This is a genomic window from Microbacterium sp. BWT-B31 (assembly GCF_041379855.1).
Taxonomy (GTDB): Bacteria; Actinomycetota; Actinomycetes; order Actinomycetales; family Microbacteriaceae; genus Microbacterium.
Genome location: NZ_JBFECU010000010.1, coordinates 85871 through 105125 on the forward strand (window position 1 = coordinate 85871; position 19255 = coordinate 105125).

The 19255-nt window shown below is 69.9% G+C and carries 18 protein-coding genes; 5 read left to right on the top strand and 13 right to left on the bottom strand.

Features of this window, described 5'->3' with window-relative positions; all coding sequences use genetic code 11:
- Nucleotides 1-28 precede the first annotated feature (28 nt).
- The 12 genes from AB1K54_RS11750 to AB1K54_RS11805 form a co-directional block, all read right to left on the bottom strand.
- Nucleotides 29-1432, bottom strand: a complete 1404-nt coding sequence (locus tag AB1K54_RS11750) for an FAD-binding oxidoreductase (RefSeq protein ID WP_371202936.1) — start codon at nt 1430-1432, stop codon at nt 29-31.
- 48 nt (nt 1433-1480) lie between these two features.
- Nucleotides 1481-3007, bottom strand: a complete 1527-nt coding sequence (locus AB1K54_RS11755; RefSeq protein WP_371202937.1) for an acyl-CoA synthetase — start codon at nt 3005-3007, stop codon at nt 1481-1483.
- A gap of 51 nt (nt 3008-3058) precedes the next feature.
- The gene (locus tag AB1K54_RS11760; protein WP_371202938.1) at nt 3059-3598 is read right to left on the bottom strand and encodes a YaeQ family protein; all 540 of its coding nucleotides are present in this window, start codon (nt 3596-3598) and stop codon (nt 3059-3061) included.
- 58 nt (nt 3599-3656) lie between these two features.
- Complete coding sequence (locus tag AB1K54_RS11765; RefSeq protein ID WP_371202939.1) at nt 3657-4046, bottom strand: rhodanese-like domain-containing protein; 390 nt, start codon at nt 4044-4046, stop codon at nt 3657-3659.
- A 34-nt stretch (nt 4047-4080) separates the two neighbouring features.
- Complete coding sequence (locus AB1K54_RS11770) at nt 4081-5394, bottom strand: NtaA/DmoA family FMN-dependent monooxygenase (protein WP_371202940.1); 1314 nt, start codon at nt 5392-5394, stop codon at nt 4081-4083.
- Entirely contained in the window at nt 5391-6431 is a 1041-nt protein-coding gene (locus tag AB1K54_RS11775; RefSeq protein ID WP_371202941.1) for an LLM class flavin-dependent oxidoreductase, read from the bottom strand. Before AB1K54_RS11775 ends, AB1K54_RS11770 begins: the two co-directional genes overlap by 4 nt.
- Before the next feature lie 127 nt (nt 6432-6558).
- A complete protein-coding gene (locus AB1K54_RS11780) occupies nt 6559-7398 on the bottom strand; it encodes a serine hydrolase (RefSeq protein WP_371202942.1) in 840 nt (279 codons plus the stop codon).
- Complete coding sequence (locus AB1K54_RS11785) at nt 7398-8369, bottom strand: LD-carboxypeptidase (protein WP_371202943.1); 972 nt, start codon at nt 8367-8369, stop codon at nt 7398-7400. Before AB1K54_RS11785 ends, AB1K54_RS11780 begins: the two co-directional genes overlap by 1 nt.
- On the bottom strand, nt 8366-10015 hold the full coding sequence (locus tag AB1K54_RS11790) for an ATP-binding cassette domain-containing protein (RefSeq protein ID WP_371202944.1): 1650 nt from the start codon (nt 10013-10015) through the stop codon (nt 8366-8368). Before AB1K54_RS11790 ends, AB1K54_RS11785 begins: the two co-directional genes overlap by 4 nt.
- Before the next feature lies 1 nt (nt 10016).
- Nucleotides 10017-10934, bottom strand: coding sequence for an ABC transporter permease (locus AB1K54_RS11795; RefSeq protein ID WP_371202945.1), 918 nt, complete (start codon nt 10932-10934; stop codon nt 10017-10019).
- On the bottom strand, nt 10931-11971 hold the full coding sequence (locus AB1K54_RS11800) for an ABC transporter permease (RefSeq protein ID WP_371202946.1): 1041 nt from the start codon (nt 11969-11971) through the stop codon (nt 10931-10933). The genes AB1K54_RS11795 and AB1K54_RS11800 overlap by 4 nt, the downstream gene beginning before the upstream one ends.
- A gap of 84 nt (nt 11972-12055) precedes the next feature.
- On the bottom strand, nt 12056-13918 hold the full coding sequence (locus AB1K54_RS11805) for an ABC transporter substrate-binding protein (RefSeq protein ID WP_371202947.1): 1863 nt from the start codon (nt 13916-13918) through the stop codon (nt 12056-12058).
- Nucleotides 13919-13991: 73 nt separating this feature from the next.
- Between AB1K54_RS11805 and AB1K54_RS11810 the strand changes: the two genes are divergently transcribed.
- The gene (locus AB1K54_RS11810; RefSeq protein WP_371202948.1) at nt 13992-14201 is read left to right on the top strand and encodes a hypothetical protein; all 210 of its coding nucleotides are present in this window, start codon (nt 13992-13994) and stop codon (nt 14199-14201) included.
- Nucleotides 14202-14257: 56 nt separating this feature from the next.
- Nucleotides 14258-15355, top strand: a complete 1098-nt coding sequence (locus tag AB1K54_RS11815; RefSeq protein WP_371202949.1) for a C39 family peptidase — start codon at nt 14258-14260, stop codon at nt 15353-15355.
- Between the two features lie 32 nt (nt 15356-15387).
- Here the strand turns inward: AB1K54_RS11815 and AB1K54_RS11820 are convergent, their stop codons facing one another.
- Nucleotides 15388-16509: a M20/M25/M40 family metallo-hydrolase gene (locus AB1K54_RS11820; protein ID WP_371202950.1), complete on the bottom strand. Its 1122-nt coding sequence runs from the start codon at nt 16507-16509 to the stop codon at nt 15388-15390.
- A gap of 111 nt (nt 16510-16620) precedes the next feature.
- Here AB1K54_RS11820 and AB1K54_RS11825 point away from each other — a divergent pair, with 111 nt between their 5' ends.
- The 3 genes from AB1K54_RS11825 to menC are packed head-to-tail and all read left to right on the top strand — an operon-like array spanning nt 16621 to nt 19249.
- Nucleotides 16621-17442, top strand: a complete 822-nt coding sequence (locus AB1K54_RS11825; protein WP_371202951.1) for a hypothetical protein — start codon at nt 16621-16623, stop codon at nt 17440-17442.
- A complete protein-coding gene (locus AB1K54_RS11830; protein ID WP_371202952.1) occupies nt 17439-18128 on the top strand; it encodes a MurR/RpiR family transcriptional regulator in 690 nt (229 codons plus the stop codon). The genes AB1K54_RS11825 and AB1K54_RS11830 overlap by 4 nt, the downstream gene beginning before the upstream one ends.
- Nucleotides 18125-19249 carry an o-succinylbenzoate synthase gene (menC, locus tag AB1K54_RS11835; RefSeq protein WP_371202953.1) on the top strand — a complete coding sequence of 375 codons (1125 nt, stop codon included), beginning with the start codon at nt 18125-18127 and terminating at the stop codon, nt 19247-19249. The genes AB1K54_RS11830 and menC overlap by 4 nt, the downstream gene beginning before the upstream one ends.
- Nucleotides 19250-19255 lie beyond the last annotated feature (6 nt).

Below are 19255 nucleotides of genomic sequence, written 5' to 3' on the forward strand. Positions count from 1 at the left end.
CGCCGGTCTCGCCGTCCGTCCGCCCGCCTCACCCGCCGTCGAGACCCCGGGCGTCGGCGAAGACCGCGCCGGGGTTCAGGATGCCTGCCGGATCGAGGGCCGCCTTGACGCGCTCGTTCAGCGCGAGCACGTCGTCGCCGAGGTAGTCGCGCAGCCACGGGCGCTTGAGGCGACCGACACCGTGCTCGCCGGTGATCGTGCCGCCGAGCGCGATCGCGAGATCCATCACCTCGCCGTACGCCGTGCGCGCCCGCTCCTGCTGGGCGTGATCGACGGGGTCCAGGACGATGAGCGGATGCGTGTTGCCGTCGCCCGCGTGCGCGATGAGCGCGATCGTCACGTCGTTGCGGCCACTGATGTCGGCGATGCCCTCGACCAGGTGGTGCAGCCGCGGAAGCGGGACGCCGACGTCTTCGAGCAGCAGCGCGCCGAGGCGCTCCACGGCCGGGATCGCCATGCGGCGAGCGACGACGAACGCCTCGCCCTCGGCGGGGTCGTCGGTCGAGAAGACCTCGACCGCGCCCTGCTCCACGCACACCGCGGTCATCCGTTCGACCTCCCACGCGGCGTGGCCGCCGGGTTCGTCGGACTGCGCGATCAGCATGGCCGCGGCATCCGTGTCAAGTCCCATGCGGGTGGCGTCCTCGACGGCGCTGATCGTCACGCGGTCCATGAACTCGAGCATCGACGGGCGCATCGTGCCGGTGATGCCCAGGACCGCCCCCACGGCCGCCTCGAGGGTGGCGAAGGTCGCCACCAGGGTCGTGGGCGGCTTCTGGGCCGGAAGCAGCCGCAGCGTGACCTCGGTGATGATGCCCAGGGTCCCTTCGCTGCCGACGAACAGCTTCGTAAGCGACAGGCCCGCGACATCCTTCAGCCTCGCACCCCCGAGGCGCACGATGCTGCCGTCGGCGAGCACGACGACCATGCCCAGCACATAGTCGCTCGTGACGCCGTACTTCACGCAGCACAGGCCCCCGGCGTTCGTGGCGACGTTGCCGCCGATCGAGCAGATCTCGAACGACGACGGATCCGGCGGGTACCACAGGCCGTGCCGCGCGGCCTCGGCCTTGACCTCGGCGTTGAGCGCACCGGGGCCCGCCACGACGGTGCGGGTCACCGCGTCGACCTCGATCGTGCGCATGCGCTCCATCGAGAGCACGATCCCGCCCTCGACCGCCGTGCTGCCGCCCGACAGGCCCGACCCCGCACCGCGCGGCACGACGGAGGTGCCGGTGGCGGCGGCGATGCGCACCACCGCCTGCACGTCGTCGGTCGACGCGGGGCGCACGACGCACAGCGGCACGCCCGCGCCGGGGTCGCCGGCACGATCCCACCGGTAGGCGTCCATGCGGGCAGGGTCGGCGACCACCGCGTCGGCGGGCAGCGCCGCGATCAGTCTCTCGAGCGCGTCCGCGCCATTGCGTTCCATCCTTCGACAATGCTCCATACGCGCCTCGCGCGCCGCAGCGCCGCGCCGTCAGAGCGTCGCGCGCAGCTCTCGCTTGAGCAGCTTGCCGCTCTGGTTGCGGGGCAGCTCCTCGACGAACACGACCCGCTTGGGCACCTTGAACGGCGCGATGCGGCCCTTCACGTGGGCGATCACGTCGATGTCCTCCACCAGCTGGTCGACATCGCCGCGCAGCACCACGACGGCGGTGATCGCCTCGATCCACCTCTCGTCGGGAAGACCCACGACCGCGACCTCGGCGACGCTTGGGTGGGTGTAGATGGCGTCCTCGACCTCGCGCGAGGCGACCAGGATGCCGCCGGTGTTGATGACGTCTTTGATGCGGTCCACGACCGTGATGTAGCCCTCGGCGTCGCGGGTGACGAGGTCGCCCGAGTGGAACCAGCCGTCGCGGAAGGCCTCGGCCGTGGCATCCGGGTTGTCCCAGTACCCGACGGCCAGCTGGGCAGAGCGGTAGAGCACCTCGCCGGCCGTGCCAGGCGGCACGTCGTGGCCGTGCTCGTCGACGACGCGGGCCTCGACGAAGAACACCGGCCGGCCGCACGACGACGGGCGCTCCTCGTGCTCTTCGGGCTGCAGCACGGTCGCCAGCGGGCCGATCTCGGACTGGCCGAAGCAGTTGTAGAACCCGATGTCGGGGTAGCGCTCGCGCAGGCGGGCCAGCACGGTGACCGGCATGATGGATGCCCCGTACTGCGCCTTCCGCAGCGACGACAGGTCGCGCGTCTCGAGGTCGGGGTGCGATGCCAGCGGCACCCACACCGTCGGCGCGAGGAACAGCGACCCGATGCGCTCGGCCTCGACCAGGCGCAGGATCTCGGCGATGTCGGGCTTCTCCATGAGCCGGATGGTGGCGCCCACCGCGAGGTACGGAAGCATGAACACGTGCATGCCGGCTGAGTGATAGAGCGGCATGCAGATGAGGGGCGAGTCGGATGCCGCAAGCCCCAGCTCGATCACGCACGAGACGTACTCGTGCACGAGGGCCGAGTGGGTCATCATGGCGCCCTTGGGCCTGGAGGTCGTGCCCGAGGTGTAGAGCAGCTGAACGAGATCGGACGCGGCGGCCGCGGTCTCGATCGCGGGCACCTCGCCCTCGGCGCTGTGCGCGAGGAGCGACCCGTCGGCATCTCGGAGCGCGATGATCCGCGCCACGTCGAGTCCGCCGACGGCCGCCTCGAAGTTTGCGCGCAGCCCCGGGTCGACGAGGGCGACACTGCTGCCGGACTGCTCCACGAGGTAGCGCAGTTCGTCGCCGGTGAGCGCGTAGTTGATCGGCACGTGGATGAACCCGGCCCGCGCGCACGCGAGGAACGCGATCGTGTACGCGTCGGAGTTCACGCCGTAGGCGGCGACGCGGTCACCGGGCGAGACGCCCAGCGATCGCAGGTGGGCGGCCGCGCGGCTGACGGCGTCGTCGAGCTCGCGGTAGGTCCAGTGCCGATCCTGGAAGACAAGGGCGAGGCGGTTCGGGGACTTCGCGGCGGACCGCCTCAGCACTCCGTCGACGGTGTCGGAGCGTACATCGATAGTCATGAGGCAAGACGCTACACGGCCCGGCGACGCCGGTCGACCGCACCTCCCGCGCTACGAGAGAGGGTGGTCGTGGACGGCGCTTGCGAAGCTCGCCCCGTTGAGCTCGAGGTAGAGGTGGCGCTCGGTGACCGACACCGTCATGTCGTTGCGCCGCTCGAGCGCGCTCACGACGCCGTCGAGAAAGCCGGGATCGAAGCTGTGCAGCACAATGCCTTCGGCGCGATGGATGCGCTTGCCCGCCCACGTCGGCAGCACCTTCTGCGGGTCCCGATTCGTGTACACGGTCGTGCGACCGGTGAGCTTGCTGCCGAAGTGCAGCCGCTCGGCATCCGGAGCCCCCACCTCGATCCACGCGGTCATGCGCCCGGTCAGGTCGCGCACGAGCACGGCCGGCTCGTCGGTCGCCGAGATGCCCTCACTGAAGGAGATGCCCTCCTGGTACTCGAGGCAGTAGGCGAGCACGCGCGTGAGCATGAACGAGTCGGTCTCGGACGGATGCCGCGCCACGCGCAGCGTGAGGCTCTCGTACACCCCTCGATCGACGTCGGCGAGCTGGATGTCGAACGTGTGGACGGTTGCGCCGAGGGCCATGGGCATCGAGCCTACGCGGGTCGGCGCGCCCTGCGTCGGGGGCGCGAGAGCCGTCGGCCTACGCGGGGTCTGCCTCGGCCGTCGGCGCGCCGGACTCCTTCCACGCGGGGAACCCGCCGTCGAGGTGGGCGACGTTGGTGAACCCTTTGGCGCGCAGCTGCTCGGCGACCGGGCCCGATCCGCGGATCGATCCGCACACGATCACGATGTCCTGATCCCAGTCGGTGACCTCGGCGAGCTTGTCGGGCGAGTCGATGAGGAACTGCGCGTCGAGGGCGTCCCGGTCGGCGCGGATCGAGCCGGGGATCACGCCGTCGCTCGCACGTCCGGCGTCGCTGCGCACGTCGACGACGAGCGCGCCCGCGGCGGCCCGGGCCGCGGCCTCCTCCGCGGTGATGAGCGGGGCGTCAAAGGCCAGCTCGGTCTCGGTGGCGCAGGTGTCGGTCATGGGGTTCCTCTCGTCGGGGGTGGTGATACCAGTGTCACGCGGCGAGCTCGCCGCGCTCGACGATCTCGGGCAGCCCGAGATTCGCGCGCAGCGTCGTGCCCGCGTATTCGGTCGGGTAGACGCCGCGCTCCTGCAGCTCGGGGATGAGGCCGTCGACGATGTCGTCGAGGCCGTCGGGCACGAGGTACGGCGAGACGTTGAACCCGTCGACGGCGTGCGCGTCGACGTACTGCACGATGCGGTCGGCGATCGTCGAGTACCCACCCACGAACGTGCGCAGCGACGAGCGGCGGATCACGAACTCGCGGATCGACAGGTTCTCGGCGGCCGCGCTCTCGCGCCACTGGCGCGCCGTCTCGAGCGCGCGCCTCCCCTGGAAAGCCGATCCGCGCTGGCCGTCGACCTCGTCGACGACCGGGTCGATGTCAGGCAGCGGCCCGTCGGCGTCGTACTCCGACAGGTCGCGACCCCAGATCGGCTCGAGGAAGCGCACCGCCGTCTGCGGCGACACCTGCGCGTGGGTCACCCACTCCGCCTTCTCGCGGGCCTCGGCATCCGTCTCGGCCAGGATGAACTGCGCGCCGGGGAAGAGCTTGAGATCGTCGGGGCCGCGCCCGTGCGCGGGCAAGCGCCGGCGCACGTCGGCGGCGAACGCGATGGCCTCCTCGAGGCCGGGGTGCGCCGAGAAGATGACATCAGCGGTGGATGCCGCGAACTCGCGCCCTTCGTCCGAGTCGCCGGCCTGGAAGATCACCGGCCGACCCTGCGCGCTCGGCGGCAGCGGCGCAGGCGCGGCGAACGACACGAGGTCGCCGTCGACGTTCACCTGGGTGCCGACGGCGCCTGCCCCGGCATCCCACAGGCGCTGCGTGGCCGCGACGAACTCGCGCGCGCGGCGATAGCGGTCGGCATGGTCGAGGTAGCCGCCGCGGCGGAAGTTCGCGCCGGTCCACGCGTTGTCGGTGGTGACGACGTTCCACCCGGCACGGCCCTGGCTCAGCAGATCGAGCGAGTTCAGGCGCTTGGCGAGGTCGTACGGATCGTTGTAGGTCGTGTTCTGCGTCGCGACCAGGCCGATGCGCTCGGTGACTGCGGCAAGCGCGGCCAGCTGCGTCTGCGCGTCGGGGCGGCCGGCGATGTCGAGGTCGTGGATGCGCCCGAAGTGCTCGCGCAGCCGCAGGCCCTCACCCAGGAAGAACGCCGAGAACAGTCCCCGTTCGGCGGTCTGGGCCACGCGCCGGAAGGTCTCGAAGTCGTACTGCGATGCGCTGCGGTCACTCGACCAGATCGTGCCGAAGTTGACGCCCTGGAAGAACACTCCGAACCGGATGCGGCGTTGCGTGGTCATGCGGACTCCTTCACAGCGGTGGGGGCGTAGCGGCTGAGGGGGCGCTCCAGGCCGAGCGCGTCGCGAAGCGTGTCTGCGGGGCGCGGCGAGCGGAACCCGATCCGCTCGCGCAGCGCCGGCAGCACCGCGCGCCCGGTCTCTTCGAGGTCGACGTCGAGGTCGGCCAGGTGCAGTCGGACGCCGTCGACGACGCCTGCCAGCTGCGCGATCAATGCGGCCAGCCCGGGGGCGTCGCCCACGTGACGAAGGCGGTCGCTCGCGGACCCCACCCGTTCGGCACGGCGGGACGCCGGCACACCGCGGGCGTCGAGCACGACATCGACCTCGGCCCACACGAGCGCCGCGCCCTGCGCGCGGGCGCGGGCGGCGGCCTCGGTGATCCCGGCGAGGTCCGCCGCATGGACGAGGGCGACATCGACGCCGGCGGCTCCCGCGGGGGCGACCACGACCAGCTGGCCCTGGGGCGGCCGGGGCGTGATGAGCGGGCCCTTCACCGAGAACGTCTCGCCCTCGAAGTCGACGTAGTGCAGGCGGTCGGCGTCGAGGTAGCGGCCGGTGGCGGCATCCTGGATCACCGCGTCGTCCTCCCACGAATCCCACAGTCGCCGGGCGACCTCGATCACGTCGTCGCGCTCGCGCCGCAGGGCCTCGCCGGCGAGCGGCTCGCGACCGTAGGCGGCCGCTTCGCGGGCGGTTCCGGATGCCGCGGCGATCCAGCCCGCGCGTCCATTCGAGGCCCAGTCGAGGCTGGCGAGCTGCGTGGCGATATGGAACGGCTCGCCGAACGCGACCTGCGCGACCGGGACAAGGCCGATCGCGGCCGTGAGAGGTGCGGCGAACGCGGCCCGCTGCACGGCGTCCAGGCGCGCGGCGCGATCGCCCGCGGGCAGCGCCGAGTCGTGGATGGTCACAGCGGTGAAGCCGAAGCGCTCGGCGGCGGCGATGCGCGCGGCCAGCCGGCGCGGCGACAGCGCGTCGTGCGCATCGGCGGCGGGGTCGTCGACCTCGAGCGCGACGGCGAAGGGTGAGTCGGACATGCGAGTCACGTTAGGTCGCGACGAAGCCGGCGGCGGCCCGTGCGTCGCCGCGTTCCGAAATGTGACAGCGGGTTGCGCATCGTCACGGTCTGTGTCGAGCGAAGGTGCGTGCCAAGCACCTCTCGGCTCAGGCGAGTGACACACCGTCACGCCGGCGACCGGTGACGTGGGCGCGCAGCGATTCGCCGATCGCATGCATCGCATCCAGCACCGGCGCACGAAGGTCGACGTCCGAGTCCTTCCAGTTCGCGGCGACGGCGTAGGCGACGGCGGCCGCGGGGCCGATGAGATGGCCGATCTCGATGCGCGCGAACGACGTGCTGCCGGTCTTGTGTCGCAGCACCATGCCCTGGTACTCCGCCTCGACGTGAGCGAGCGGGTCGAGCAGCAGCGCATCGGCGACCATCGACGTGTCGACGTCGGCCGACAGCCACCCCAGCACGCGTGCGCTCACTGCCTCGGACACGATGTCGCCCGCGCCGAGTCTGCGCATGAGCTCCGCCAGTTCACCACCCGTGCCGTACGACGGCGTCCACGGCAGATCGGGGGTGCGTTCGTTGCGGATGTAGTCGTGCAGCGACGTATCGGCCAAGCCGAGGGCGGGCGCGACCGCACGAACCGTCTCGAGGCCGCACAGTGCCAGCAGCGCGTTCGTCGCGAGGTTGTCGCTCACCGCACCCACGAGCAGGGCGGCGTCGTCGACCGTCACCCGCTGATCGCGCATGCGGTACAGCAGCCCGGAGTCGGCGACGCGGTGCTCGTCGGGGATCTCGATGCGCGCATCCGCGTCCAACTCCCCCGCCTCGAGCCGGCGGGCGACCTCGATGAGCAGGAACACCTTGCCGATGCTCGCCGTCTCGCACACCCGCGACGGCTCGTGCTCGGCGAGGACGGTCGCATCGGAAGCATCCACGATGCTGATCGACCAGCGGACGCGCGGATCCAGGTCGGGCAGGGGGACCGGCATCAGTCGTCCCCGCCCACGACGAGCCGGATCGGGGCATCGACGTGTGCGACGAGCGTGCCGTCGACGTTCAACGGGATGCTGAGCGCGGCGGGGTCGTGACCGAAGCCCTGTTCCCACAGCACCGGAACGCCCAGCCCCGGCAGCATCTCGTCCATGAGCGCGCGCACGGCCTCGGCCTCACCGCACTTGTGCCACGAGCCGAGCACGATGCCCGATGCGGCGGCGAGGCGTCCGGCTCGACCGAGCTGCACGAGATAGCCGTCCAGCCGGTAGGGCTCCTCGTCGGTGTCCTCCATGAAGAGGATCCCCTCGGGAGGATCGGATGCCTCGGGCGCGCCGATCCCCGCGGCCAGCAGGCTCAGATTGCCCCCTGTGAAACGCCCGGCCGCCGTGCCGGGCACCAGCACTTCCGTGCGGGGCCCGACGATGTCACGGCCGCGCCACGGCTCGAAGAGCCATCGACGCACGTCGTCGCGGATGAACGCGGAGTCGCGGAAGACGTCGTTGCCTGCCATCGGGCAGAACAGCGTCGGCACGTCCAGATGCGCCCGGAACGCCTCGTGCAGCGCCGTGATGTCGGACGAGCCGGTGAGCAGCTTCGGGCGCCCGTCGCGACGGAGCGCCGCTGCGCTCATGAGGTCCCAGTCGATCCCGTCGAGCAGTCGCATCGCACCGTACCCGCCGCGCACGCACACGACGGCGTCGGTGTCGGGGTCACCCCACGCGTCGACCAGATCCCGGCGGCGCTCCTCGTCGCCGCCCGCCAGATACTTCGCGCGCGGATGCGGGTCCAGCACGTGGTCGCCGACCACGACGTCGAGTCCCCACGCGCGGTAGTAGGCGACCGCCCGCTCCAGGCTCTCGGCGGTGCCGGGTCCCGACGGCGAGACGAAGCGCACGCGGTCGCCGGGCTGCAGCGGCGGGGAGTCGAGATAGGCGAGCCGTCCTGGCGCGACCAGAGGTACGGTCATGCCAGACGTCGTTCGATGCTCGGCGCGGCGGCGAGCAGCCGTCGCGTGTACTCATGCTGCGGATCGAGCAGCACCTGCTCCGTGGTGCCGTACTCCACGATCGCGCCCTCGTACATGACCGCGACCGTGTCGGCGATGTTCCACGCCAGTCCGAGGTCGTGGGTGATCACCAGAGCTGTGAGGTCGAGGCGATCGCGCAGCGACAGGATCAGGGCGAGGATCTCGCCACGGACCGAGGCGTCCAGCGACGCGACCGGCTCGTCCGCGACGAGCAGCTGAGGCCCGACGGCGAGCGCGCCGGCGATGACCGCACGCTGACGCTGACCGCCCGAGAGCTCCTGCGGGATCGCGGTGAAGAACCGCTCCGGCGGCGTGAGCTCTGCGTCGGCCAGCCCCTGAGCGACGCGCTCCCGCTCGTCTCCCGCGTAGCGCTGCACGCGCAGCCCTTCGGCGACCGACTCGTAGATGCTGAGCTTCGGGTTCAGCGCGGCCGAGGGATCCTGCAGCACCATCTGCACCTCGCTGCGGAACTCGCGCAGTGCGCGGCCCTTGCGCGGGATGTCCTTGCCGCGGAAGCGGATGACCGACCCCTCGTCGGCGTGCTGGAGGCCGACGATCGTGCGGGCGAGGGTGGTCTTGCCTGACCCGGACTGCCCCACCAGCGCCAGGATCTCGCCCCGGCGCAGGCTCAGGTCGACGTTCTTCACGGCGGCGAGCGGTCTGCCGCGGCCGCGATAGGTGACCGTGACGCGCCGCGCCTCAAGCAGCACCTCGTCCGAGATCTGCCGGGCGGCCGCCGCCATCGGTGCCGAGGTGCGTCGGGTGACCGGGCTCAGCCGCGAGGCGCGGTCGCCGATGGTCGGGAACGCCTCAGCCAGCTGCCGCGTGTAGGGATGCTGCGGGCTCGTGCACACCTCGTAGGAGTCGCCGACCTCGACCAGCTCGCCGTCGCGCATGATGGCGATCCGCTCGCACGCGGTGGCGAGCACCGACAGGTCGTGGCTGATCATCATCATCGAGATGCCGCGGTCGGCGACGAGCTCGCGGATCATGTCGAGGATCTGCTTCTGCACGATCACGTCAAGGGCCGTGGTCGGCTCGTCGGCGATGATGATGTCGGGCTCGCACGCGAGCGCCATGGCGATCATCACGCGCTGCTTCTGGCCGCCCGACAGCTCGTGCGGGTAGGAGTCCGCCTTGGCCGGCACGAGGTCGACCGCGGCCAGCAGTTCGATCACCCGCGCCTTGCGGGCCTTGTCGGTGCGCCAGCCTTCGGCGACGTGGAGTTCCAGCGCCTCGAGGATCTGCTGACCCACGGTGCGCACGGGGTTGAGCGAGTGCATCGCGCCCTGGAAGACGATGGATGCGTCGGCCCAGCGCAGCGCCCGCAGTTCGCCGAAGCGCAGCTCGGCGATGTCGGTCTCGCCGATCAGCACGCGGCCTTCGAGCGCGGCGTTCGCCGGCAGCAGGCGCAGGACGCTCAACGCGAGCGTCGACTTGCCGGAACCGGACTCGCCGGCGACCCCCAACGTGCCGCCGGCGGGCAGTCGCAACGAGACGTTCTTGACGGCGCAGACCGTTCCCCGGCCGTCTCGGCCCGCCGTGCGGTAGACGATCGAGACGTCGTCGAAGGTCAGATCCGGCATCTCAGCGGCTCCTCAGCGTCGGGTTGACGATCGTCTCGACGGCGCGTCCGGCAAGGGTGAAGGCGAGGACGACCAGCATGATCGCGATGCCCGGGACGAGGACATACCACCAGTACCCGGCCGTGGCGGCCGAGACGTCCAGGGCGTTCTTCAGGATGGAGCCCCACGACTGGAGGGTGGTGTCGCCGAGCCCGAGGAACGACAGCGTCGATTCGGCGATGATGGCCGAGCCCACCGTCAGGGTCGTGTTGGCCAGAACCAGCGGCAGCACGGCGGGAAGCAGGTGCTTGACGATGATGTGCCAATGCCCGGCGCCGAGGACGCGGGATCTCTCGATGTAGTCGCGGGACTCGACCGAGAGCGTCTGCGCCCGCACCACCCGAGCCGTCCCGGCCCACGAGGTGAGGCCGATCGCGATCACGATCGTCCACACCCCGCGCGACAGCACGACCGACAGCACGATCGCGAGGATGAGTGACGGCAGCACGAGGAAGAAGTCGATGATGCGCATCAGCAGTCCACCCGTCCAGCCGGTGAAGTGTCCGGCGGCGATGCCGACGATCGTGCCGATGATCATCGAGACGGCCGTTGCGGCGAAGCCGACCAGCAGCGACACCCGCGCGCCCCAGATCATGCGCACCCAGAGCTGGCGGCCCTGGTCGTCCGTTCCGAACGGGTGCTCCAGCGACGGCGGGGCGAACCGCGGCTGATCCAGGAGCTTGGTCACATCGAGCATCCACGCGGGGGCCAGGACCGGCGCGAGGATCGCCAGCACGATGATGACGGCCAGGAAGACCAGCCCCACCATGCCCGAGCGACTGCGCGAGAACTCACGACAGAACCCGCCGAACGCGCGTCGCCGACGCGCCCAGGCCATACTGCGCGGCGACCGTGAGACGGTCGCGGTGGAGCCGCTCATCCGCGCCTCACTCTCGGGTCGAGCCGACGGTAGGTGAAGTCCGCGACGAGGTTCGTGAAGATGATGATCGCGGAGAAGACCACGAAGGTGCCCTGCAGCAGCGGAAGATCGGGGCCCTGGATGGCCTGGTAGGTGAGCTTGCCCAGCCCCGGCCATGAGAACACCGTCTCGACGGTGACTGCTCCGGCGATGAGACCGCCGATGTGCAGGAAGACGAGGGTGACGGTGGGAAGCAGTGCGTTGGGCACGGCGTGACGAAGACGGAGGTCATCGTCTTTCAGCCCCTTCGCGCGGGCGGTGACGAGATAGTCCGCGTTCTTCTCCTCCATGACGGAGGCGCGCATCACCATCACGTACTGCGCGTACACCACGGCGACCATCGTGATGACCGGCAGCACCATGTGGGAGATCACGTCGAGAATCCTGCCCAGGGTGTCTTCAGGCGCGCCGGGCGAGACCATTCCACCGGTCGGGAACCAGTGCAGCGTGCCGCCGAAGACCATCAGCAGGATCAGCGCCAGCCAGAAGGTGGGCACCGACCACAGCACGAGCGAGGTGCCGGTCGTCAGCTTGTCGAAGCGTGATCCCGGACGCCAGCCGGCCTTCTGACCCAGCCAGAGCCCCAGGGTGATCGCGATGACGGCCGAGGTGCCGGTGAGCAGGATGGTGTTCCAGAAGTACTCGCCGATCAACGAGGCGACGCTCTGCTTGTAGACGTAGCTCTGACCGAAGTTGAGCGTGAAGACGTTGACGAGGTAGTCGCCGAACTGCTGCCACAGCGGCTTGTCGAGTCCGAGCTGGGTTCGCAGCTGAGCCATCTGCTCGGGGGACATCGGGTGTTCGCGGGCCAGTTTGGCGACCGGATCGCCCGGCAGGATCTTGAAGGCGAAGAATCCGAGCAGGATCACCATCACCAGACTGATCGCCGCGCCGCCGATCTTGGTCAGCGCGAATCGCACCGCTGGGCTGCTGCGAACAGTGGCTGCGCCCTGCTCTTCGAGGATCACCGCCTCGGTGGGTGGGGCTGTACTACTCATGTGCTTCTTCGCTCATCATGGGATTGTTCGTGGGTGGGCCAGACCTCCGGTAGCCGCGGCGATTCGCCGCGGCTACCGGAGGGATCACTCTGCGTCAGCGCTCTTGCGTCGACGGGCCACGACGAAGACGATCGCGCCGATCACGATGACGGCGATCACGACGCCGGTGACGATCAGCCCCACGTTCGGCCCGTCAGCCCCCGCGGCCCCGTCCTCACCGGCGACGGGGCTGACCTGCATGAAGCCCCAGTAGCCGGACTGGTTGGCGATGATGCCGCCGTCGGCCGGCATCATCCGGAACCCGGTGAAGCGATCCGAGCGGTAGGCCTCGAGGCCGCTGGCGTACCAGTAGGTGATCTGCGCCGTGTCGGTGAAGTTCAGCGCGAGCATGTCGTGCACGATCGCCTGGCGCTTGTCCGGGTCGGTCTCGGTGCGCTGCTCCTGGTACATCTTGTCGAACTCGGCGTTACACCAGCCGTCCTGGTGGGTGCCCCCGCTGCCGTCCGTGGCCGTCGGGAGCGCGGCACACGTGTTGATGCCGAGCTGGTAGTCGGGGTCGGGACCGATGCTCCATCCGCTGAAGTAGATGTCGTAGTCACCGCTCACCGCCGCCGCGCTGATCGTGTCGGAGTCCGACGACTCGACCCGGATGTCGATGCCGATCTCTTTCATCCACGGCTGGAAGTACTGGGCGATGGACTGCTCGGTGGGGCTTGACGCGTCGGTGAGCAGGCGGAACGACAGCTTCTGGCCGTCCTTGACCCGGATGCCGTCGTCGCCCACGGCCCAGCCAGCGGCGTCGAGCTTCGCCTTCGCCTTCTCGGGGTCGTAGGCCAGTTCCGTGACCGCGGGGTCGTCGGTGGGCAGCGTCCACTGCGGGTACGAGGCGGGGACGAAGCTCGTGCCCGGGTCGCCGAGGCCGCCGAGGACCTTGTCGAGCAGGGTCTTCGTGTCGGTGCTGAGGCGCATGGCCTGACGCACCTCGAGGTCGGCCAGCGCGGGGTTGCCCGTGCCGAAGGGCTGGCCGTCGACGGTCTTCAGACCCGAGTTGATGCTGAACGATGAGTATCGACGACCGATGCCGGAGTGCACGGTGATGCCGTCGACGTCCTGCAGCGCGTCGTACTGCGTCGGCGTGAGGCCCGAGACGAAGTCGACGTCTCCCGAGCGCAGCGCCTGCACCTGTGCGTCGGAGTTCGTGTAGTAGATGTACTGGAGCTTGTCGATCTTCGGGGCGCCCTGCCAGAACGTCGGGTTCGCCTTGAGGGTGATGAACTGGTTCGCCTTGTAGCTCTCCAGCAGGAACGGACCGGAACCCACGACGTCGGCGTCGTTCGCGTACTCGGCGGGGTTCGAGATCTCGGACCAGATGTGCTCTGGCAGGATCGGGATCTCGATGCCCGGGTTGGGAGCCTGGGCCTCCTTCAGGTTGATCACCACGGTCTTGTCGTCGGGCGCTTCGACCGAGTCGAAGTTGGTCACGAGGTTGCCGTTGGCGACGCTGAGATCGGGGTCGGTCATCATCTGGTCGAACGTGTACTTCACGTCCGCCGAGGTGATGGGCTCGCCGTCAGACCACTGCAGATCGTCCTGCAGGGTGAACGTCCACGTCTTGCCGCCGTCTGTCACGTCCCAGTGGTCGGCCAGGCCCTTGGTGGGCGAGCCGTCGACGTCGCTGTTCTGGACGAGGTTCTCGTACATGTGGCGGATCAGGTTCGTCGGAAGCAGATAGATCGACACCCACGGGTTGAAGGTGTCGACGAAGCCCGACGTCGCGATCCGCATCGTCTTGGCGTCGTTGCCGGACGAGGGGGAATCGGAGAGGTCGGCGGCGTGGATGCCGGTCGGCGCCGCGGCATTGGCCGCAGCCGCCGGGGCCACGAGCAGCGCGGCAGCGGCGGCGATGGACAGCGCGCGGATCAGGTGTTTGCGGTGCCGGGTTCGCATGTGAGTCCTTCCAGAGAGGCGAGGTCGGGATGCTGGACCTTAAAGGGATGCTGGACCTTAAGGGATGCAGCATATGGAACAGCATGCGGCCCCGCTGGTCAACGTATTTGTTCCCGATCTTCATGAGATCTTAACGATCGGGCGGACCGTCATCCGGCTCGTTCCGCAACGATTCCCTTCACTTGAAGATGCACCCTGCTTGCACTTTGACCAGATAAGTCGGGCAATTCCCGGCTCCGCTGCACTGATTCGTGATCATTATGCGCACAACGGCGAACCTTGACGATCACTGCCCGATGAGAGAGGATCCGTACCGGATCATCGTGAAGGAGACGCCGCGTGCATGCACCATCGCCGGCCGACTCGCCCGCCGGCGCTCCGGCCTGGCACACGCGACTCGTGCGCGCCGACACGACGTCGGGATGGACGGGTCGACAGTGGACGTCTGGTGCGCTGGAGGCCCGCCTCCCCCTGGGTACGTGCCCGGACGAGGCCATCGCGTCGTGGAACCTCGAGCCCGGCATCCCCGCACGGATCGAGATCCGCGCGCGCGCCGTCGATGGCGACTGGCACCCCTGGCAAGAGTTGGCGTGGTGGGGTCCGCCGGGCGATCGCCGCAGTCCCGCCTCCCCCGATCCGGCCGATCACGCGACTCACGAACCCATCGTCGACACCGATATCCTCACGACCCGGGCGGGAGGGCGATGGGATGGCGTCCAACTGCGCATCACGCTGGCCGGCGACGCCACGGCATCCGCTCATCCGCTGCGCCTGGCGGCGGTGAGCTTCAGCGCACCCGGCGCGGCTCCAGACCCCGCAGAGGACGGCGAGGGCACGAACACCGCCGTGGCGGTGCAGCCGCTCTCGCAGCGCGCGTATCCGGCGCGTGACGACCTCGGCGGCGGCGGTCCCTCGTGGTGCTCGCCGACCGCGCTGACGATGGTGGCCTCGACGCTGGGCGCGCGCATCCCCGACGCGGCGTCCGCAGACGTGCCCGACGGCGCCGACGCGCGCGTGCCCTGGGTCGCGCGCGCCGTGTACGACTCGTCCTTCGACGGCACCGGCAACTGGTCGTTCAACGCGGCGGTCGCGGGCGAACTGGGCCTGGACGCCGTCGTGACACGGCTGTCGTCGCTTCATGACGCCGCCGTGCTGACGGGATCGGGCATCCCGCTCATCGCCTCGATCTCGTTCGGCGCGGGCGAGCTGCCCGGCGCGGACTACGCCACGGCGGGGCACCTGCTCGTCATACGCGGCTTCGACCGGCGCGGCGACGTGCTCGCGGCGGATCCGGCCAATCCCGGAGGCGCGGCCGGATTGCGCACCTATCCGCGCGCGGCATTCGACATGGCATGGTCCCACAGCCGACGGACGGTGTACCTGATCACGCCGCACGGCCACCGGCTGCCGCCCCCCAGCGCGACCGCGGCATGGTGACCAGCACCGGGGTTCGGCGGCGGGGCGCACCCCTACGGCACGTCGGCCAGGAACGCCTCGAGCAGATCGACGCGCTCCGCCAGCGACGTCAGGGACACGTGCTCGGTGACCGCGTGGGCTCCCCCGCCACGAGGACCGAAACCATCGACGGTGGGAATGCCGAGACTGCCGAGCAGATTCGTGTCGCCGGCACCGCTGGCCGGGCGGCCGACCACCCGTTGCCCGATGCGCCCTGCGGCCGACGCGATGGCCCGGACGAGGCCGCGATCGGCGTCCGACGGGCTCCACGCCGGCCGGCTGCTGAGGATCGAGGTCTCGACGCGCGCGCCAGGGCGCACGGGCACGAGCGAATCGAGCGCCTCCCGCACGCGGCCTTCGGCGGCGGCATCCTGAAATCGCATTCCGATCTCGGCGTGCGCGTCGGCCGGAACCACGTTGGCACGCCCCCCGCCGCCTATCGTGCCCACATTGCACAGCACCTCGGACGGCAGCTCGGGGTCCGCGACGATGCGTCGAACGGCCATCAGCTGGTCGACGAGCTCATCGATCGCCGAGATGCCGCTGCCGGGGTCGAGGGCGGCGTGCGACGCGCGTCCGCGGACGCTCACCCGCGCCCGGGTGCTGCCGCGCCGACCCACCTTCAAGGCGCCGTCGGGATGCGGCGACTCGAAGCCGATCGCGCCCGAGACCCCCGTCGCGCACCGGCGCATCAGCGCTTGCGTCGAGGGCGAGCCCACCTCTTCATCGCAGACCACCACGACGCGCAGACTCCGATGCCGCCGATGGCGCAGCCGCTCGAACGCCGCCACCATGACCAGCAGCCCGCCCTTCATGTCGTAGACGCCGGGGCCGCGCACGGTGTCCCCCTCGACAGACCACGGCACGTCCGTGTCGATCGCCCCGCGCGGCCACACGGTGTCGGAGTGCCCCACCAGCAGCAGAGGATCGCCGACGCCGTCTGCTTCGGCGACGAGGCTGGTCCCGGCATCCGTCTCTTCGAATCGCACCGTCGCGCCCGCGGCCTGCCACCACTCGGCGAGAAGGTCCGCCATCCGCCGGCTGGCCTGCGTGTCGCGCGAAGGCGACTCGATGCGGATCAGCTGCTCCAACCGCTCCAGGGCGGGAGCCGGCTCACCGTTGGGAATGTCGGTCATCTGTTCCCCCAAGGATCTGTCTTACGAATCATATCTGTCCCTTGATCTGATTCAATGACTGCGATAACTTCGCATTTCAGGTTCCCAGCGTTGAAACATAGGAAACGTAACGTGCCCCATCCCCTCACTTCGTCGTTCCGTGTGGAGACGCTGCGCTCGGGCGAGCAGTTCCGCGCCGCGGCAGCCCTGTACACACGGGTGTTCGGGTACGACCGACCGGAGTTCTCGCTGAACCCCAACCTTCTCAGCGCCCTCGCGCGCAACGGCGGCTCGGCAGTCGGAGTCTTCACCTCGCAGGACGATCTGATCGGCTTCGCCTACGGCTTCATCGGACGCGATGCGAACGGCGACGAGTTCCACTACTCGCAGGCCGCGGTCGTCGACGCGGCGCACCAGGGCGAAGGGGTGGGCCGGCTCATCAAGGAGCACCAGCGCCGCGTCGCTCTCGGCTGGGGGCACCGCACGATGCGCTGGACCTTCGATCCGATCCTCGCGCGCAACGCGCACTTCAACTTCACGTCGCTCGGCGCGGAGGGGATCGGGTTCGTCCCGGACTACTACGATCGCCCCGGGACCGATCGCGTCGTCGTCGAATGGGCGCTGGATCGCGAGACCGACCCGTATGAGGACCTGCGCCGCGTGGCGCCGCCGCTTCTCGGCCCGACGGACTGGGGTCGCGTGACGCGCGGCACCGTCGCCGCAGCGGATGGCACCGTGCGCCGCGCCGCATGGCTCGCTGTTCCGTCCACGAGGCCGGGGAGTCCGGTCGATCCCGCCGGGCGCACCGACGTCGCCGCACTCCGGGCCCGACTGCGGGACTCTCTGACAATGTTCGTCACAGAGCGCAGCGTCCTCGTGGCATGCACGAGAATCAACGCCACCACGGCCGCGTACCTGGCAGTTGAACGCCTCGGAGGGGAGCAAGCGCGATGACGACGATCGACGACTTCGACGACAGCGAGCACGATCGCACGCTGGTCTCGCCGGGTGAGCGGTTCGGCGATCGGTTCCGCACGAACATCTCAGCGGAGGCGCTGCAGGCGCGCGTGATCGAGGCCGAGACCCGCGCCCTCGCCCTCACCTTCGAAGAGCTCAGCCGAAGCGGCGACGTGCCTCGGGCCGCCGCCCTCCTCCTCGGAGCCCGGCGACGCTACATCAGCGGACGCGGAAAGGCCGCCGCGTACGCGGAGCTGCTCGGCGCCGACCTGTCGGCCACGCTGTCGAACGTCTTCCTGGTGGACGGGCGGGCGCTGACTCCTCTCACCGTGCTCACCGACGTCCGCGCATCCGACGTGCTCGTCGCGTTCACGATGCGTCGCTACCGCGAAGAGACGGTGCGCTTCGGCGAGCTGTTCCACAAGGCTGGCGGGCAGATCGTGCTCATCACCGACAGCGCCGACGCGCCGCTCACCGACATCGCCACGGCGCTCATCCACGTGCACACCCACTCCGCGTCGTACGCGGACTCCCCCACCGCGGTCGCCGCGGCCTGCCACCTGCTCAGCACGCTCACGACAGCCAGCGCCAAGGGGGCGCGCCGGCGCCTCACCGTGCGCGATGAACTCGCTGCGGACCTGCACCTTTACCGCCCCGATTCCGACAAGGAGGACCGCGAATGAGGATCGACCGGGTGCGCCTTTTCGAGGTGAGCCTCCCGCTGGTCCACGGGTTCGTGACCAGCTCGCACCGCAAGACCGGCCTCACTCACCTGCTCGTCGAGGCCACCGACACGGACGGGATCGTGGGCTGGGGCGAGATCGCCTCGCCGGCGGACCCTTACTACGGCCCCGAGACGACGGCGACGGCTTGGACGATCGCGGAGCGATACCTCGTGCCGGCGGCACTGAGCACCTCGTGGGAGGCACCCCAGGACCTCGAAGCGGGATGGCGACGCATCCGCGGCCACGAATTCGCCAAAGCGGGCTTCTCGATCGCCGGATGGGATCTTCACGCGCGGGCGGCGGGCATCCCGCTCGCCGCCGATCTCGGCGGCACGCGCACCGAGGTCGTCGCGGGCGTCTCACTCGGGATCGAGTCCACCCTGGACGAACTGCTCGATCAGGTCACGCGCCAGGTGCAGGCAGGCTACGCGCGGGTGAAGCTCAAGATCGCCCCAGGGTGGGACATCGAACCCGTGCGGGCGGTGCGTGCGGCGCATCCCGGCCTCGACGTCCACGTCGACGCGAACGGCGCCTATGCCGACTCGGCCGAGTCCACCGCGGTGCTGCGCGCACTGGACGCATATGACCTGACGATGATCGAGCAGCCCTACGCCCCTCGCGACTTCGTCGCCCACGCTCGTCTGCAGGCGCAGCTCGACACGCCGATCTGCCTCGACGAGTCGATCGTCGACGTCGCCGACCTGCGCACCATGCTCACACTCGATGCCGGGCGCGTTCTGAACATCAAGGTGTCGCGCATGGGCGGCCTGACCGCCGCGCGCCGCGCGCACGACATCGCGCGGGACGCGGGCGTGCCGGTGTGGTGCGGCGGGATGCACGAGTTCGGGGTGGGCCGGGCGGCCAATGTCGCCATCTCGTCGCTGCCGGGCTTCACGTTGCCCTCGGACGTCTCCGGCTCCGACAAGTACTACGCACGCGACGTCATCGTGCCCGCGGTGACCGCGCACGGCGGGATCGTGCAGGTCCCGACCGCACCCGGCCTCGGATATGAGGTCGACGTGGACTGGGTGCTGCAGAATACCTCCCGCACCCTCGACCTCACGGCTGCGGCCGTCTGACCTGGA

Coding starts and splice junctions, on each gene's coding strand:
- AB1K54_RS11820 (WP_371202950.1), bottom strand. CDS start 16,509: ATGACCGACATTCCCAACGGTGAGCCGGCTCCCGCCCTGGAGCGGTTG.
- menC (WP_371202953.1), top strand. CDS start 18,125: ATGAGGATCGACCGGGTGCGCCTTTTCGAGGTGAGCCTCCCGCTGGTC.
- AB1K54_RS11770 (WP_371202940.1), bottom strand. CDS start 5,394: ATGACCACGCAACGCCGCATCCGGTTCGGAGTGTTCTTCCAGGGCGTC.
- AB1K54_RS11805 (WP_371202947.1), bottom strand. CDS start 13,918: ATGCGAACCCGGCACCGCAAACACCTGATCCGCGCGCTGTCCATCGCC.
- AB1K54_RS11795 (WP_371202945.1), bottom strand. CDS start 10,934: ATGAGCGGCTCCACCGCGACCGTCTCACGGTCGCCGCGCAGTATGGCC.
- AB1K54_RS11765 (WP_371202939.1), bottom strand. CDS start 4,046: ATGACCGACACCTGCGCCACCGAGACCGAGCTGGCCTTTGACGCCCCG.
- AB1K54_RS11785 (WP_371202943.1), bottom strand. CDS start 8,369: ATGACCGTACCTCTGGTCGCGCCAGGACGGCTCGCCTATCTCGACTCC.
- AB1K54_RS11830 (WP_371202952.1), top strand. CDS start 17,439: ATGACGACGATCGACGACTTCGACGACAGCGAGCACGATCGCACGCTG.
- AB1K54_RS11800 (WP_371202946.1), bottom strand. CDS start 11,971: ATGAGTAGTACAGCCCCACCCACCGAGGCGGTGATCCTCGAAGAGCAG.
- AB1K54_RS11755 (WP_371202937.1), bottom strand. CDS start 3,007: ATGACTATCGATGTACGCTCCGACACCGTCGACGGAGTGCTGAGGCGG.
- AB1K54_RS11760 (WP_371202938.1), bottom strand. CDS start 3,598: ATGGCCCTCGGCGCAACCGTCCACACGTTCGACATCCAGCTCGCCGAC.
- AB1K54_RS11750 (WP_371202936.1), bottom strand. CDS start 1,432: ATGGAACGCAATGGCGCGGACGCGCTCGAGAGACTGATCGCGGCGCTG.
- AB1K54_RS11790 (WP_371202944.1), bottom strand. CDS start 10,015: ATGCCGGATCTGACCTTCGACGACGTCTCGATCGTCTACCGCACGGCG.
- AB1K54_RS11775 (WP_371202941.1), bottom strand. CDS start 6,431: ATGTCCGACTCACCCTTCGCCGTCGCGCTCGAGGTCGACGACCCCGCC.
- AB1K54_RS11810 (WP_371202948.1), top strand. CDS start 13,992: ATGGAACAGCATGCGGCCCCGCTGGTCAACGTATTTGTTCCCGATCTT.
- AB1K54_RS11780 (WP_371202942.1), bottom strand. CDS start 7,398: ATGCCGGTCCCCCTGCCCGACCTGGATCCGCGCGTCCGCTGGTCGATC.